This window comes from Vibrio sp. 10N.222.54.A3 (genome assembly GCF_041474095.1).
GTDB lineage: Bacteria > Pseudomonadota > Gammaproteobacteria > Enterobacterales > Vibrionaceae > Vibrio > Vibrio crassostreae_C.
Map to the genome: position 1 here is coordinate 1,656 of NZ_JBFRTN010000062.1, position 15,385 is coordinate 17,040.

Sequence of the window (15,385 nt, forward strand, 5' to 3'; positions counted from 1 at the left end):
ACAGAGCTGTCGAAAACAGTACCGTCAGTTAGTTCGCCGTGGTAGTGAACACGTACTTGCTTGTCTGCAGTTGGGATTTCGCCAGTACCTTCAGTTAGTACTTCGTACTGAAGACCAGACTCAAGAACCGTTACTTCTGAACGAAGAGCGTTGTCAGCTAGGAAAGCTTCGCCGTCAGCAGCAGCAGCTTTAGCTAGTTCTTGACGTGCAGCTTCACCACGAGTGTGTAGCTCTTGTAGTGCGTTGTTGATTTCGTCAACTTCGATAGCTGGCATGTCGCCAACTAGAGCTGTTGCGATACCAGCAGCGATTGCGTCAACGTTTAGGCCTTCAAGACCAGAACCAGCAAGTTGTTGGCCCATTTGTAGACCGATACCGTAGCTAGCTTTTTGCTCTACAGTTTCAAATTTTACTTCAGACATGAAAAGTCACTCTTTTTGTCAGTACGAAAAGGGTAAGAATACCAGTATTAGCAGCGTGAAGAAACGGCTAGTCCCTGATCACTTGCGCTTTACCGTGCCCAAATCACAGCCATGTCAATTTTCTCGCTTTGGGCCTTGTTGTGACGGAAAGATCTATACTGTTGGTACTTTGGTTTTTATACTGTAGTTATTCAATGTATAGGACGCAGTGGTATGAATCGTCGTCAAAAGAAAAAACAGAAAGTTGACCACTTAGCAGAATTCAAGGATCGACTGAATCAGGTCAAAGAGAAATTGAGTTCGATCGATGTGAAGAAAATGAAAACCTCGACAGCGCAAACTTGGGGTTCATTGCCGAAGTTACACCAAAGACTGTTGATGGTGATTTCTCCGATCGTACTGATATTACTTTTTGTGCCGCTACCAGAACCTAAAGTAGACACAGCTCCAACAACATCGCGCGTTGAGCTTGAAATAAACACCGTCGGCTTAAGCGAACAGCAAAATGCCAAGAACAGCTCATTAGAACCGAGTAACAAAAATTGGCAGGAGTACCTTGTTAAGCAAGGGGATACGTTAGCGCAGGTTTTTCGAAACAACGATTTGCCATTGTCTGACTTGAATGCGTTAGTGCGAATTGAAGGTGCAGATAAGCCGCTCAGTCAGATTCGTAAAGGCCAGCTGGTTCGTTTCAAACTTGCTGAAACTGGGCAGTTGGACATTCTTCAGCTAGAGAAAGGCGACACTTCGGTGATGTTCTTCCGCTTATCCGATGGTGGCTTTGGTCGCAGTAAGTAGATGAATAGTGAGCCTGAGTTAAAGCGCTTCACCAGACACAGATAAACGATAGAAAAGAGCTAAGCATTAGCTCTTTTTTTTGGTCGCTTGAAAGGGGCGAGTGGCAAGATGATAAGCATGATTCCGATAAAGGTTAATGTATCCGGAATCTCATCGAACCATATTGCACCTATTAGCGCGACAAACACCAATCCTGAATACTCAGCCAAGGCAATTTGGCTAGAGTGTGCTTTTTGATAGGCAGCAACTGCAAGGCCGTTGTAACTTAAGATTAGCGTCGCACTCAGGGCTATGTATCCCAAATGCTCCACAGACACTGGCTGCCAGTATAAGAAGCACAGTACTAATGAGGCTGGAATAGAGAATAAGGTTGTCCACCACAGCGTAGTGACCACCGTTTGCTCACTAGGAAGCTTTCTTACGAGTACATTAAATAGTGCTAGGGTGAGTGCTGTCCCCAAAGCAAACAGTGCCGCCCAATGAAATTGTGATGGCCTCAAGACAATCAATGCACCAATAAAACCTATGGTTGTGCCGATAACCTTGCCGAGTGCCGGTTGCTCTTTCAATAGCAACATTGAGAGCGGCAACATCAGTAAAGGCGCGACATAAAATACTGCGTTGGCGGTTGCCAAAGACAAGTGAGTGATCGCGACCACCATGCACCCACTGCCGATCAGAATTAACTGACCTCGAATGAAGGTTACCTTAGCCTGCTGTAAGCGCCGTTGTTCTTTTTTCTGCTGTAGCCACAAAGGGGTGATGATGAGCAGAGATATCAACTGTCGGAAAAAAATATACTGTAAGGGCGGTACTTCGCCATTTAACAGCTTTACCGCTACGTCGGAAAGCGAGGCAAACAAGTTACCTGCAACCAACAATAGAATACCGGCAGTGATATTCGTCATTATTTTTCTAATCTCATGTCTATATGAGGAATGTCATCTTCGAGATACATATCCGAGATGGTGTTGAAGCCGTGGCTCGCATAGAAGTTTTCTAGGTGTTGCTGCGCGCCAATATCAATGGCCGTATTTGGCCAAAGAGCCTCGCAGCGTGTTAATGCTTCTTTGATTAATTGATGCCCCAAGCCACCACCTCTTGCCGATTGCTTGGTTGCGACTCGACCGATGCTGGTGTTGTCGTAAGAGGTACCTGGTGGTAATAAACGTGCACACGCTACCAACTCTTCATCAGCATAGCCAAGCAGGTGCTCAACACCCGCGAGTGTATCTTTACCGTCCAGCTCTGGATAAGGACAAGTCTGCTCGACCACAAATACATCGACTCTTAATTTAAGTAGTTGATAAAGCTGTTGTGTTGAGAGTTCAGAAAAAGGAATTGAGTGCCAAGTGATCATGTTTACATCCAGAGATTATCGATGCTCTGAATGTACTATGCGCGATGATTGTTGGCATTAACTATTGTTAATTCGACCTTTAATTCTGCTCAGGCTGATTGCGGTTATTCCTAGGTAGGCTGCAATTTGATTGTCGTTCAAGCGCTGCTCAAGGTCGGGATAGTGCTCGCAGAACAGCTGATAGCGTTGCTCTGGTGTATAGAGCAGCATGAAGCGTTCTTTGTTTTCCTTATGCATCAGTTGTGTTTCTAACAGCTTTAAATACAAAGGATTATTTGATGCACGCCACTCGATAACCGCATTCATTGGCAGCTCTAACATGGTGATGGGTGTCAGCGTTTCTAATAGGTAAGGAGAGGCTTGGTTCTTTATCAAACTCTCAAAGCCGATGATCCAGTCTTGTTCCCAGTAGAATTCTTTGCTGTATTGCTTACCGTCATTAGTGAGATAACAAGCGTGGCATAAGCCTTCAAGTACAAAGTAGATTGAACTCGCCATCTCACCTTGATTGATCAGGATGTGTCGGGTTGGCAGCTCAAGCGGCTTCGCGACAGCTAATAGAGATTCAACCTGACTCTCAGAGAAGTCAAAGCTTTGTAGTTGTTTGATAAAAGAGGTGTGCATGAAAATAACCTAACCCAAATAAGTGCCGAAATCATCGCACTTATTTGGGGAGAGGTACAGAGCAGGCTAAATCAGCGTCGACTGTGTTGTTCTAGATAATCTTGAGCGAGGTCTCTTCCCATGTATTTTCCTAGGGTTTTCAACGGTACTTTCTTAAGATTAACCACAATCAAGCCATCCAAGGCATCATTAAAAGATGGGTCGACATTAAAACACACCAGTTTACCGTTCATCCCTAGATATTGGCGCAGCAGTACCGGCAGGCCTTTACCTTGCTCCATGCGTGCTAACACTTTAGAGAGCAGAGGCACACTCGCCAGTGAAGAGAGCAGGTGATTTTGCCAGAACACATGACTGCTGGTATTGAGTGGTGACGAAGGTGAAACCAAATTCGCCTTTTCCTCATCATAATGGTGGATTGATAACGTGGTCGCGATCAACAGACGCGCATTGTGGCTGTAATCATTGCTGATACTGACTGGGCCGAACAGATGGGTATATTGAGGGTGACGAGACACAAAGGTCGCAATGCCTTTCCACAATAGTAACAGTGAGTTCAGGCTCTTTTGGTAAGGTTTACTTACTACCGATCGCCCAAGCTCAATGCTGTTTTCTAGAGTATCAATGAATTCTTGGTTGTAGTTAAACAGGCTACGAGAGTAGAGCTGATCAAGCCCGTGCTCAGCGATGAGTTTGTCGACCATACCGAGTCGATACGCGCCAACCAGTTCTGCCTTGGTTTTATTCCACACAAACAGTTGATGGTAGTAAAGGTCATACTCATCTAAATCACAGGCCAGCCCGCTGCCTTCTCCGACTTCTCTAAAGCTTTCTTCTCTTACTCGACCAATCTCGCGCATTAAGTTAGGAATGGATTGGCTAGGCGTGCAGTAGACCTCAAAGTTCCCTTGCTCGAGCAGTTTCATCTCTTCAGGGAGTGAGTCTATCTCTATTGATAAGACTTCTGGTGGAATAGGCGCTATCACTTGGGTATCGAAAGAGGGCGCGTGGATTGGCGTGTTCGGACTATCTTGTTGACTCATTAGGTAGGTATTGAGTCGTAGGTAGTTGACGATATCCATCTCTTTTTCAAACGATTTTATCTCTGAATATGGAATCGAAGAGCCAATCGAGATAGAGATAGTCGTCGCCTGTTTATTAAGAAGTTCACGGCCGAGTAGAGCGGTTCTTAATAGCGGATGAACTCTTCCTGCTTGGTAGAAAAGCTCGCTGTTTTTACCATTGATAAAGATAGGCACTGTGGTGGCTTGATGACGTTTGACGAATTTGGCGACCGACTTGCTCCACTCGATATCTGTCAGTGTTTTTGCCCCTTTACGGTAGCTCGATACTTCACCCGCAGGGAATACAATCAACAGTCCGCCATCAGCCAAATGACGATTGGCGTCTCGAATGGCTTTGGCATTGGTGCGTTTTGATTCTTTACTATTAAAGACATCGACACCGATGAAAAGATCATCCAGTTCAGGCAGGCGCTTAAGTAACTCATTGGCCAGCACCTTCACATCCTTTCTTACTGATCCTACGAGATCGGCAAGGATCACGCCTTCGATGGCGCCAAGCGGGTGGTTCGCCACAATCACGACAGGCCCTTCTTCCGGGATGTTTTCCGTGCTTCCCGATGCAACCGAGTAGTCGATATTGAGCGCCGACAGAGTGTAATTCATGAATTCGAAGCTAGATAACTCGTTTTTACGATCTTGGTAGAGTCGGTCTAGCTTAGATAGCCCAGTTGCCCACTCGACAACAGACTCACCTAAACCAAAAGGCGTGTAACGTGGTAAACGAAAAGGACTATCAATCATAATGAAATTACCTTACTTAATCAGTTGCGGCCAAACTTTATCGGCTTGTTGAATATGCTGTGCTTGGTCTTGTTCCCAGCGCTGCTTAATCTCTTGGTCGTAGTTGAGGTAAAGCTTGTTATCAACAATCGTCCATTGATGTGGGTCACTCGGTGCAAAGTCGCTCTTCGCTGATACTGCCCAAGCGCAATAGCCACCATATTGAGGGGCATATTTTTCAGGATTATTAACAAATAAAGTCAGATTCTTTTCAGAAGAGAAATACCAATCCGCCCCTTTGTACTCAGTGCTGAATTTTTTACTGCCTTCAATGGGCTTACCGGAAGTGAAATATGCGACGGTATCGTAGCCATCGAGCGCCTTACTGCTAAAGAAACCAGTGTAGATTTCATCGGCGGCAAATACGTACGGGCTAACAAGTAGCAGAACCATGGTTAATAGTTTTCTCATGATGGACTCCATCTATAGATTGATTGCGGGTGATAAATCAAAGGTAAAGCGCTGCTGATTTATCTGACATGGTTTAATGGGTTCGCATGGTGAGCCGGGTGCATAAAACATAGAGGCTTGACCATGCAGGTTACGTAAGTGTGTAAAGCTCACGGTATGTGCGTCTTCGCGATGCATACAGGTCGCTAAATGAGGTTGCTCATTGTGATGGTGAGAGTGGAACATCAGTAAGTTCTGTTGATTCTTACCTGCCGCCATGAGCTGATCATATTTTGCTTGTCGGTAGGCTTGCACTCGCTCTAAATCAACACCGGATGAGAAGAGTGGAGAATCAGTGTCGACTATTTTCTGTTGAATACCATCCCACATGTAGGCGATAACCAGACCATTGTGTTGGGTTAGATTGGGCGCGAAAGCTAGCAAGGTAAATGGGGCAAAAGAGTGTAGGTATAGCTTGTGAAACGCTTCAGATAGCTGACTGATATTACGACTCGATGATAGGTTTTTAAGTAGCAAACCGCGGCTTACTAAAGGACCAACGGGCACTGTGCCTTGATAGTTATTGAGTAGGCATAGCGAAAGCCCGAACTCATTAATACTTATCCAGCTACCGCCGCCAGTTGGGTCGAGTGGCATAATGATATCGACACCGTTGACTCGATATTGTCTGGGTGGCATTGCCAGTGCTCGCGTCTTTTGTTCATCACGATTAAAAAAGACCTGATAACCATTCTCTTCAAGCAGCCAAGATACTGAACACATGATTATTGCTCCCTCAGATAGCTGTTGGTGGTTGGGGCATAACCAAAGGTGTTGCAGGTCTCGACGTCTAGGAAGGTGGTGATCACCTTGATCATCGCGTAATGATGATTGGCATGCAGTGCGGCAAAGGTGACCTCTCTTTCGAGCGTTGAAGGCAGGCTTGCGAACACTTGAGCATCCATCGAAACCTCGGTTTGGATCATGATAGGCGCTTCGAGATCTCGACGGTCTAATCGTTCAAGCCAGTTGATCACATAGTGGATCTCTTTGACTGCAATAGAGCGGTCGTATTCGACAGGATGACCACGACGACGAGTGTTGTAATCAACGGTCTCATCCTCTTTTAAAATCAAGGCGTGAAAAAGATCCAGTGTGTGACGAGTATGTTCACCGATAGAGCTTGTAACGTGTGGCTTTGCTCGTATCAGGTAATCGCTGTCAGAAATCGCTAACAAAAACTCTAGACCCTGATTCAATATCTCTACCGCTCCCTTGATACTAGGAGAGAAAGAAGTAAGGGCGCTCGGTTGGGCTATGGGGTTCATTCATGATCCTCGTGCAAAGTTAGTCGGTAGTCGGATATTGTTGAACAAGACGTCGCTCTTCTTGCCACGCCGCAAATAAGCTCTTGAAAGAAGGGGATTGGTGGCCTCGTTGTTTTTGCTGAGCGCCAATATCAAAAAGAATGCGATATTGCAGGAGTAGCGTAGAAAATATCTCTCGTAATGGGGTGTTGCGATCCCAGATATGTCCAGCCTCACTGCTTGCGCCATTGACCTCAAGAATCGTGAAATCCTCACCGTTCATTAGGCTGTACATGTCTTTAAACTTGACGTCGAGTCGACCAAAGTGAAAGCCATCGAAGTCGTCGAATATCTCGTCTAAGCGTTCTGTTAGAGCCTGAGTGATGTATTGATTACCGTCTCGGAAGATACAGCCACGGCTATGGCTACCTGCGAACGCGAGTTGGAACTCTTCGCCCTCTGCGAGCACTTGATCCAATTTATCTTGATGTCTTGGCAGATAGAGGTGACTGAGCTGCCCAGCACGCGGGCTATTTTCAATTAACTGTTTGAGTGTTGACTCGCCATCACCCATCACCATTGGCGCATATTTGAGTGTGATCGAGATGATCTCGCCTTGCTTTTTGTTTGGGTAACGAACATAGAAAACGCCAGCTTCTGCCTGATAAGGCGCCTTTTCTTGCAGTAGAAAGCGAGCGTTATTTGGGAAAGATTCAACATATTGCTCAAGTTGATCTTGTGTGTTGATCAGCTTAACGCCAACACCTCGACAACCAAGATCAGGTTTAGCCACAATCGGGAAATCAAGATCCGATTGTATGAGTGCGCTGCGCGCATCTTCAGCTTGCTTCTTACTGCTAAGATCCGTTTTGGTGAGGGTGATAAACGGAGAGATCCAGCGCTGACTCGATGATCCGGCAAGGCTCAGTATTTCGTGTTTTGATTCGCCTACCATGCCGCTTAACTTGATGCTCGGGTTGGCGATGAGCGGCAGCGCCCAGTCAAAGTGCCGTAACCCTTGCATCAGGCTTTGAATCACCACTGGCGTGTAGAAAAACCAAGTCGGAAGAAACTCATAAGGAGAGACACTGCGCACGGTATCTTTTTCAAGCAAAGGCATGCCTGCATTGGTTTGATGTGCGGGAATGATGCGAATATCTTGCGGTGAACTCATGATAATCCTCTAGAGTAGGTTTTATTCATTAATCGATTACCGATAAACAGTAAAGCGATGGCACACGGGATAACGATCCATTGATATTCAGAGGCTTGCAGCCACGCTGATGTTCCTAAATAGTAGATGGCAGAGAAGACAATGCCAGTCCAGATCGCGGTGGCGCTGATGACAGCAAACAAGAAAGTAGACAGTGGGATGGCGAAAAAGCCACTTAAGGTAAACCCGACGGTGCGAAGCCCTGGGATAAAGCGGATAACAAAAAGGCTGCTGAATGCGTTCTGACGTAATTTGGTACGAAGCGAACGAAAGTATTTATTCGTGAGGGCTTTATATCGAACACCTCGGAAATAACGTCCTGATTTACCTAGGCAATAGAGGCCGAGATCACCTGTGGCAATACCGATGAAAATGGCAAGCAACGCATATTGAGGAGGTATTAGACCTTGAGTAGCTATACCTGCCGCCGTAACAATCGCCAGATCTTCAAGCAGATAAGAAAGCGCGATAATGCCAAGCATCAGCCATAGCAGCGATTCCTCTCCTGTATTTAACCATGCTTGGATACTCTCGACGGTGCTCATCAAATGTCCTTATCTATCCTATAGATGAATGGCTTAATGACCATTCATTGAGTGTAGTAAATTAAATAGACAGGAGGAGCAGAGAAAAACTTACAGATAATTACCGCTTTTTTGTGTTGATTGAATGAAATGAGTGGTTTGAGGTATGTGGTTTCGGTGCAGAACTAGAGGGTGTTAAAGGGTTAGAAACCTAAGGCTTTGGACTGAACATTTATAAGAAAAGAAAAAGGCTGAATCGTTAAACTCAGCCTTTCAGAACGTTAACTATGGATTACTTGAGCAATCTATTTAGTTAGGTCAATTTGGTAAACAGCAAAACCAACATCGTCAGTCGCAACACGTTTCATCGGGTATTGACCTTTCTCTTTAATGAACTCTGCTGCTTTGTCGCTTGGAGATGTTTCAAAGCGGATATCTAGCTTGTTATCCGTTTTGATTGGTGCAAATGACCAGTTGTTGTCAGCTGTTGGGCTCACTTGGCCTTGTTCTTTGCTTACGCGAGAGATGTAGTTTGCAAGAACAGTACGGTTCTCATCTGGTGCATCAAATGCGATGAAGTCTTCACCTGTGCCTGGGAACTTAGCGCTATATGCACGGTAGTTGTTGGTTGCGATCAGGAAGTCTTGCTTCATGTCGATTGGCTTACCTTGGTAAGTTAGGCCAACAATACGCTGTGAGTCAGGGTTAACGACTTTACAGTTTGCATCGTATTTCGCAGGTTGAGTTACGTCGATTTGGTAATCAACACCGTCGATAACATCGAAGTTGTAAGTGCGGAAGTTATCCCACTCGATCAACTGTTGTGGTGCTGTTGAGTTAACATCAACTTGGTTGAATTGACCAGCAGAACACTCAAGCCACTCTTTTACTTCGTGACCTGTTACCTTCATCGCAACTAGTGTGTTCGGGTAAAGGTATAAGTCAGCTGCGTTACGGAATGTCAGTTGACCAGATTCAACTTCAGTGAAGTTCGCTGGGTCATTCTTACGGCCACCAGCTTTGAATGGTGCAGCCGCGGAAAGTACTGGCGTACCATCTAGGTCAGGGTCACCTTGGATGAACTGTTCAACGTAATCTTTCTGTGCAAGGTTAACGATTTGAACTGTTGGATCGTCTTGTACTAGAGACAAGAAGCTGTACATCACATCGTCTGCTTTACCAATCGGTTGGTTAACAAACTCACGAGTACCAGCGTGGTCTTTTTCTAGTGCTGTTACGATGCCTTCATCAGCCGCAGCAAGAGATTTCTTCTCGATCTTGTCGTAGATAGGGCGTGCTTCTGATTGGCCTTTAACGACTTCCCACTTACCGTCTTTTTGTGCCAGTGTTAGGTCCATAACACCAACGTGGCTACCCCAACGACCTGGCATTACTGCCGCAACGCCGTTCATTGTGCCCGTTTCGTTGTCGATGCCTTGAATGTCATCAAAACCTTTACCTGGGAACACTGCGTGAGAGTGGCCGAATGCGATCGCATCAATGCCATCTACTTCAGATAGGTAGAACGTTGAGTTCTCTTCGCCATTTTTGTATGGGTCAGTTGATACGCCTGAGTGAGGGATAGCAACGATAACTTCAGCGCCTTCCGCTTTCATTTGAGGCACTAACTCGTTAGCCGTCTCAATGATGTCACGAGCGATCACTTTGCCTTCAAGGTTCTTTTTATCCCACGTCATGATTTGTGGTGGAACAAAACCGATGTAACCCACTTTTACTTCGTGCTCTACACCAGCAGTATCTTCGAACGTGTGCGTCTTGATGATATAAGGCGTGAAGTAGTGTTCTTTGGTTTCTGCGTCGTAAACGTTAGCACTGATGTACGGGAAATCAGCGTCGTTGATAGATTCTTCTAGGAACTCAAGACCGTAGTTGAATTCGTGGTTACCTAGGTTTGCAGCGTCGTAGCTTAGTTGGTTCATAGCTTTGTATGCAGGGTGAACTTCGCCTACTTCGATGCCTTTGTCTGCCATGTAGTCACCCATTGGGCTACCTTGCAGCAAGTCACCGTTATCAACTAATACGCTGTTGGTTACTTCGTTTTGAGCTTCTTTTACTAGAGTTGCAGTACGTGCTAAGCCGATTTTTTTCGATGGCTTGTCTTTGTAGTAATCGTAATCCATTAGGTTGGTATGGATGTCCGTTGTCTCTACGACACGTAGTTTAATCACTTCATCGGTATCTGGTGTTGTTGTACAGCCTGCTAGAGTCAAACCAAGACCCGCAAGCACAGCCAATGACAAAGGTTTCATTGCAACTTTCATTTTGTAGCTCCAAAGTGGATAGTAGAAAATTCGTTGCGTAATGTAACAAAATGGAATGAAACAATGATTACAACGAATGTTAATTCGTGACTTAGATCGACTACTTTATGGTGTTCTGCAAGACGCCTCCCAAACCTGATTAATCGATGTGCAACTGATATCGATAATATTAGTCCATTCATTTCACCTGCTTATCGATAAATTCAATCCCTTATCAGCTTTTCGAATAAAAAATGAAATTTTAGAATTTCCAGTAATATGAGAGGCTCGTCATAATGCCTATATCAAGGACGTATCAGGCAGACGAATAGCAAGGATAGCTCAACACGAAGCTTCTGTTTTCTTCTAGTGCCAATACTCCCATTCACTCAAGTGGATGAGTTAAATCCCATGCTTGGCAAGACCAAGTAATGAATTGCTCGTAACGCGAGCCTTAAAGGAAGCACTGAAATGGACCAAGAACGTTTAACCCACCTAAAACAGCTCGAAGCGGAAAGTATTCATATTATCCGTGAAGTGGCGGCTGAGTTTGATAACCCAGTGATGATGTACTCCATCGGAAAAGATTCTTCTGTGATGCTTCATTTAGCTCGCAAAGCGTTTTATCCAGGCAAGATTCCATTCCCGCTATTGCATGTAGATACGGATTGGAAATTCCGCGAGATGATTGAGTTTCGTGATCGTACGGCTAAAAAGTACGGCTTCGACCTTTTAGTACATAAGAACCCAGAAGGTATTGAGATGGGTTGTAGCCCATTTGTACATGGTTCTTCGAAGCACACTGACATCATGAAAACACAGGGCCTTAAGCAGGCGTTAAACAAGTATGGGTTCGATGCGGCTTTTGGTGGTGCGCGTCGTGATGAAGAAAAATCTCGTGCGAAAGAACGTGTTTATTCTTTCCGTGATAAGAACCATACGTGGGATCCAAAAAACCAGCGTCCAGAGCTTTGGCACACCTACAACGGTCAGGTTAATAAGGGCGAAAGCATTCGTGTATTCCCGCTATCTAATTGGACTGAGCTCGATATCTGGCAATACATCTATCTAGAGAGCATCGATATTGTTCCACTTTACCTTTCAGACAAACGCCCTGTAGTTGAGCGTGATGGCATGCTGATCATGGTTGATGATGACCGTATGGAGCTGCAAGAAGGTGAAGTGATTGAAGAGAAAAGCGTTCGTTTTCGTACTTTAGGCTGTTACCCATTAACCGGAGCGGTTGAATCTGAGGCGAATACGCTAACGGGCATTATTGAAGAGATGCTGGTGGCGACGTCTAGTGAGCGTCAAGGTCGAGCGATTGACCATGATCAGTCGGGCTCTATGGAGCTGAAAAAGCGCCAAGGTTATTTCTAAGAATCTAAGGAAAGAAAAATGAATAGTGCAGTAGAAGCCGAATTGGCTGAACTAGGGATTGAAGGTTATCTAAGTCAGCATCAGCATAAATCTATGCTTAGATTTTTAACTTGTGGCTCGGTAGATGACGGTAAAAGTACGCTAATCGGTCGCTTACTCCATGATACAAAACAGATTTATGAAGATCAGCTAGCGGCGGTTCACTCGGATAGCCAACGAGTGGGAACGACAGGTGAGAAACCTGATTTGGCACTGCTTGTTGATGGTCTGCAGGCTGAGCGTGAGCAAGGGATCACGATCGATGTGGCTTACCGCTACTTCTCGACTCAAAAACGTAAGTTCATTATTGCTGATACTCCTGGGCATGAGCAGTATACGCGCAACATGGCAACAGGCGCTTCAACGTGTGATCTGGCGGTGATCTTGATTGATGCTCGTAAGGGCGTTCTGGATCAAACACGTCGTCACTCGTTTATCTCTAACCTGCTTGGTTTGAAGCATTTCATCGTTGCTGTAAACAAGATGGATCTCGTGGATTACGCGCAAGATCGTTTTGAAGAAATTCGCGATGAATACCTAGAGTTTGCAGAAAACCTAGAAGGCGAAACCAATATTCAGATCTTGCCAGTATCGGCGCTTGAAGGCATCAACGTTGCTGCACCAAGTAAAGAGCTTGCATGGTTCGAAGGCCCATCTCTGCTAGAAGTGTTAGAGAACGTCGACATTGACCAAAAGCGTTCGGCAGGTGAATTCCGATTCCCAGTTCAGTACGTCAATCGTCCTAACTTAGACTTCCGCGGTTTTGCTGGCACCGTTGCCTCTGGCCGTGTCAGTGTCGGTGATGAAATCAAGGCGCTGCCGTCGGGTAAAACCTCTAAGGTTGCACGCATTGTAACTTTTGATGGTGATTTGGAGTCTGCGCAAGCGGGCTTGGCAGTAACACTGACCCTTGAAGATGAGATTGATATCAGTCGTGGTGATTTGATTGTGCTAGAAAACGCGCAGATTGAATCCACTAACCACGTATTGGCTGACATCGTGTGGATGACAGAGCAACCATTGCAACCGGGCAAAGCTTACGACATCAAGATCGCAGGCAAGAAAACCGTTGGTCAGGTTGAAACGGTTCGTCACCAATACGACATCAACAACCTATCGACTCACGCTGTCGATGAGTTGCCATTGAATGGCATTGGCTTGTGTGAATGGTCACTGAACGAGACTGTCGCGCTGGATAAATACCGTGAAAGTGCGGATACCGGTGGCTTCATCGTTATCGACCGACTAACCAACGTGACGGTTGGCGCGGGTTTGATTCGAGACCGTTTGGACTCTGTTGAACAGCAAGTCGGTAACTTCTCTGCATTTGAACTTGAGTTCAACGCATTGGTTCGCAAACATTTCCCTCATTGGGATGCCAAAGATCTAAGCCAACTACTGAAGTCATAAACGACCAAGTAACAGCTTATTGAATCAGGCGGAAACCGATCGTTTCCGCCATAAAGGACGGGTATATGTGGCAACAAGGATTTGTATTAGCGATTTTGCTCGGCATCATTACTTGCCTGCTCGTTACCCGTATTAAGCCAAGCTTTATCTTTGCTGGCGCGGCGTTTATTGCTTTTATGGCTGGCATGATCGACTTGTCGAGCTTGGCTAATAACTTCACTAACTCCTCGTTACTGACTTTAATTCTTCTGATCCTCGCATCAAGTGCGTTGGAGAAAACTCGCTTAATCAGCTGGGTTAGCCGCAATATCTCTGAAGGTAGGCTAGGTACCGTGGTTGCGAAGTTGGGTATTTCTACAGCGTTACTTTCTTCTTTTACTAATAACACCGCGGTGGTTGTTTCTTTGATCGGGGCGATCAAACGTAATCAACAGCACGCGCCGTCTAAGTTACTTATCCCTTTGTCATACGCTGCCATCTTAGGTGGCACCCTGACATTGATCGGCACCTCTACCAATTTGATCATCAATAGTTTTGTTGAAGATGCAGGTTTACCGAGCTTAAACTTTTTCACACCTACCTTGATCGGTTTAGCGGTTTTGGTCGGTGGGGTATTGATCCTTATTCCTCTTAGCTATTTTCTACCCAGCTACGATGATGGTTCTCAAGATGATCTGCCTTACTTTCTCGAGGCGCGAGTTGAGCCAGGTTCTCCATTAGTTGGCCGTAGCGTCAGTGAAAATAATCTTAGAGCTCTTAGAAAGCTGTTCTTAGCCGAAGTGATTCGAGACGGTAAAACCACCGCGTCGATTGACCCTGATTTTATTCTTCAAGCTCGCGACCGATTGCTGTTTTGTGGTGATGTAGAGAGTGTTGCAACACTGCAAGAAATCCAAGGTTTAACCCTGTTTGGTCAGCATCATTTGAATGGCCAGAGCTTTGTTGAAGTGGTGGTGAGTTCGTCGGCAAGCTTCTGTAACAAAACCCTGAAAACCAGCCAATTTAGAGATCGTTTCGATGCGGTTGTGGTTGCTATTCGTCGTGGCCATGAACGCCTAGAAGGTGGGCTAGGGAATATCACATTGACCGCTGGTGATACCTTGATTTTGGTTCCAGGTAAACGCTTTGAAGAACAGCGCCAACAACACAACAAAGAGTTTGTGTTGATGAATGACTTAGATTCGAGTGCCAAGCTTGATGCCGACAAATCGACGTTCGTGTTGCTCGGCTTTGCTAGCGTGATTGGTTTAGCCCTTATCGATGCAGTACCTATTATCAAAGGCTTAGCTGGTTTTCTACTGTTGCTGGTGGCATTTGGCGTGGTGCAACTGGGTGAGCTCCGCCGCCGTTTCCCAGTTGATATTGTGGTGATCGTGGGCTCTGCACTTTCTATTGCTCAACTGATGATTTCATCGGGTTTATCTGAGCGGATGGGGCTGATGTTTATGGAGGCGTTTAATGGCTGGGGCGTATTCGGTGCGTTAGTTGCTACCTACTTTATGACTTTGGTTTTGACAGAGCTGGTGACCAATAATGCGGCTGCAGCACTCTCATTTCCGATTGGCTACAGTATGGCAGTAGGTTATGGCGTTGACCCTATGCCGTTCATCATGGCGGTACTGTTTGGTGCCAGTGCCAGTTTTATCTCTCCATACGGCTACCAAACCAACTTACTTGTTTATAGCGTAGGTAATTACCGTTTAACGGATTATCTGCGTATCGGCATTCCAATCTCGATTGTATATTCGGGCTTGGTGCTGACCCTAATTCCTTATTTTTTCCCATTTTAATG

15 protein-coding genes are annotated in these 15,385 nt (G+C 45.6%); 4 read left to right on the forward strand and 11 right to left on the reverse strand.

Annotated features, from left to right (window positions below; translation table 11 throughout):
* Positions 1–422: FKBP-type peptidyl-prolyl cis-trans isomerase N-terminal domain-containing protein (locus AB4507_RS13965; protein WP_372182843.1), on the reverse strand; the 422-nt coding region annotated here is incomplete at its 3' end.
* 213 nt (positions 423–635) lie between these two features.
* On the opposite strand from AB4507_RS13965, the gene AB4507_RS13970 reads away from it, so the two are divergent.
* Complete coding sequence (locus AB4507_RS13970) at positions 636–1,220, forward strand: LysM-like peptidoglycan-binding domain-containing protein (protein WP_017068022.1); 585 nt, start codon at positions 636–638, stop codon at positions 1,218–1,220.
* A gap of 59 nt (positions 1,221–1,279) precedes the next feature.
* On the opposite strand, the gene AB4507_RS13975 is transcribed toward AB4507_RS13970, so the two are convergent.
* The 10 genes from AB4507_RS13975 to AB4507_RS14020 form a co-directional block, all read right to left on the reverse strand.
* Entirely contained in the window at positions 1,280–2,128 is an 849-nt protein-coding gene (locus tag AB4507_RS13975) for a DMT family transporter (protein WP_017058877.1), read from the reverse strand.
* Positions 2,128–2,580, reverse strand: a complete 453-nt coding sequence (locus tag AB4507_RS13980; RefSeq protein ID WP_017058878.1) for a GNAT family N-acetyltransferase — start codon at positions 2,578–2,580, stop codon at positions 2,128–2,130. The genes AB4507_RS13975 and AB4507_RS13980 overlap by 1 nt, the downstream gene beginning before the upstream one ends.
* A gap of 57 nt (positions 2,581–2,637) precedes the next feature.
* Positions 2,638–3,204, reverse strand: coding sequence for a Crp/Fnr family transcriptional regulator (locus tag AB4507_RS13985; protein ID WP_065207476.1), 567 nt, complete (start codon positions 3,202–3,204; stop codon positions 2,638–2,640).
* A 71-nt stretch (positions 3,205–3,275) separates the two neighbouring features.
* Positions 3,276–5,030: a lysophospholipid acyltransferase family protein gene (locus AB4507_RS13990; protein WP_372132850.1), complete on the reverse strand. Its 1,755-nt coding sequence runs from the start codon at positions 5,028–5,030 to the stop codon at positions 3,276–3,278.
* Positions 5,031–5,042: 12 nt separating this feature from the next.
* Positions 5,043–5,480, reverse strand: a complete 438-nt coding sequence (locus AB4507_RS13995) for a YHS domain-containing (seleno)protein (RefSeq protein WP_372182844.1) — start codon at positions 5,478–5,480, stop codon at positions 5,043–5,045.
* A 12-nt stretch (positions 5,481–5,492) separates the two neighbouring features.
* Entirely contained in the window at positions 5,493–6,242 is a 750-nt protein-coding gene (locus AB4507_RS14000) for an NRDE family protein (RefSeq protein ID WP_102394291.1), read from the reverse strand.
* Between the two features lie 2 nt (positions 6,243–6,244).
* Positions 6,245–6,787, reverse strand: coding sequence for a hypothetical protein (locus tag AB4507_RS14005; protein WP_372182845.1), 543 nt, complete (start codon positions 6,785–6,787; stop codon positions 6,245–6,247).
* A gap of 19 nt (positions 6,788–6,806) precedes the next feature.
* Entirely contained in the window at positions 6,807–7,940 is a 1,134-nt protein-coding gene (locus tag AB4507_RS14010) for a D-alanine--D-alanine ligase (protein WP_372182846.1), read from the reverse strand.
* Positions 7,937–8,524 carry a DedA family protein gene (locus AB4507_RS14015; protein WP_371714641.1) on the reverse strand — a complete coding sequence of 196 codons (588 nt, stop codon included), beginning with the start codon at positions 8,522–8,524 and terminating at the stop codon, positions 7,937–7,939. Before AB4507_RS14015 ends, AB4507_RS14010 begins: the two co-directional genes overlap by 4 nt.
* 284 nt (positions 8,525–8,808) lie before the next feature.
* Complete coding sequence (locus AB4507_RS14020; protein ID WP_372182847.1) at positions 8,809–10,785, reverse strand: bifunctional 2',3'-cyclic-nucleotide 2'-phosphodiesterase/3'-nucleotidase; 1,977 nt, start codon at positions 10,783–10,785, stop codon at positions 8,809–8,811.
* Between the two features lie 414 nt (positions 10,786–11,199).
* On the opposite strand from AB4507_RS14020, the gene cysD reads away from it, so the two are divergent.
* The 3 genes from cysD to AB4507_RS14035 all read left to right on the forward strand — a co-directional run bounded on the left by cysD (position 11,200) and on the right by AB4507_RS14035 (position 15,383).
* Entirely contained in the window at positions 11,200–12,144 is a 945-nt protein-coding gene (gene cysD / locus AB4507_RS14025) for a sulfate adenylyltransferase subunit CysD (protein WP_226088532.1), read from the forward strand.
* Between the two features lie 18 nt (positions 12,145–12,162).
* Positions 12,163–13,593 carry a sulfate adenylyltransferase subunit CysN gene (gene cysN, locus AB4507_RS14030; RefSeq protein ID WP_017058887.1) on the forward strand — a complete coding sequence of 477 codons (1,431 nt, stop codon included), beginning with the start codon at positions 12,163–12,165 and terminating at the stop codon, positions 13,591–13,593.
* 65 nt (positions 13,594–13,658) lie between these two features.
* Positions 13,659–15,383, forward strand: a complete 1,725-nt coding sequence (locus tag AB4507_RS14035) for an SLC13 family permease (protein WP_372182848.1) — start codon at positions 13,659–13,661, stop codon at positions 15,381–15,383.
* Positions 15,384–15,385 lie beyond the last annotated feature (2 nt).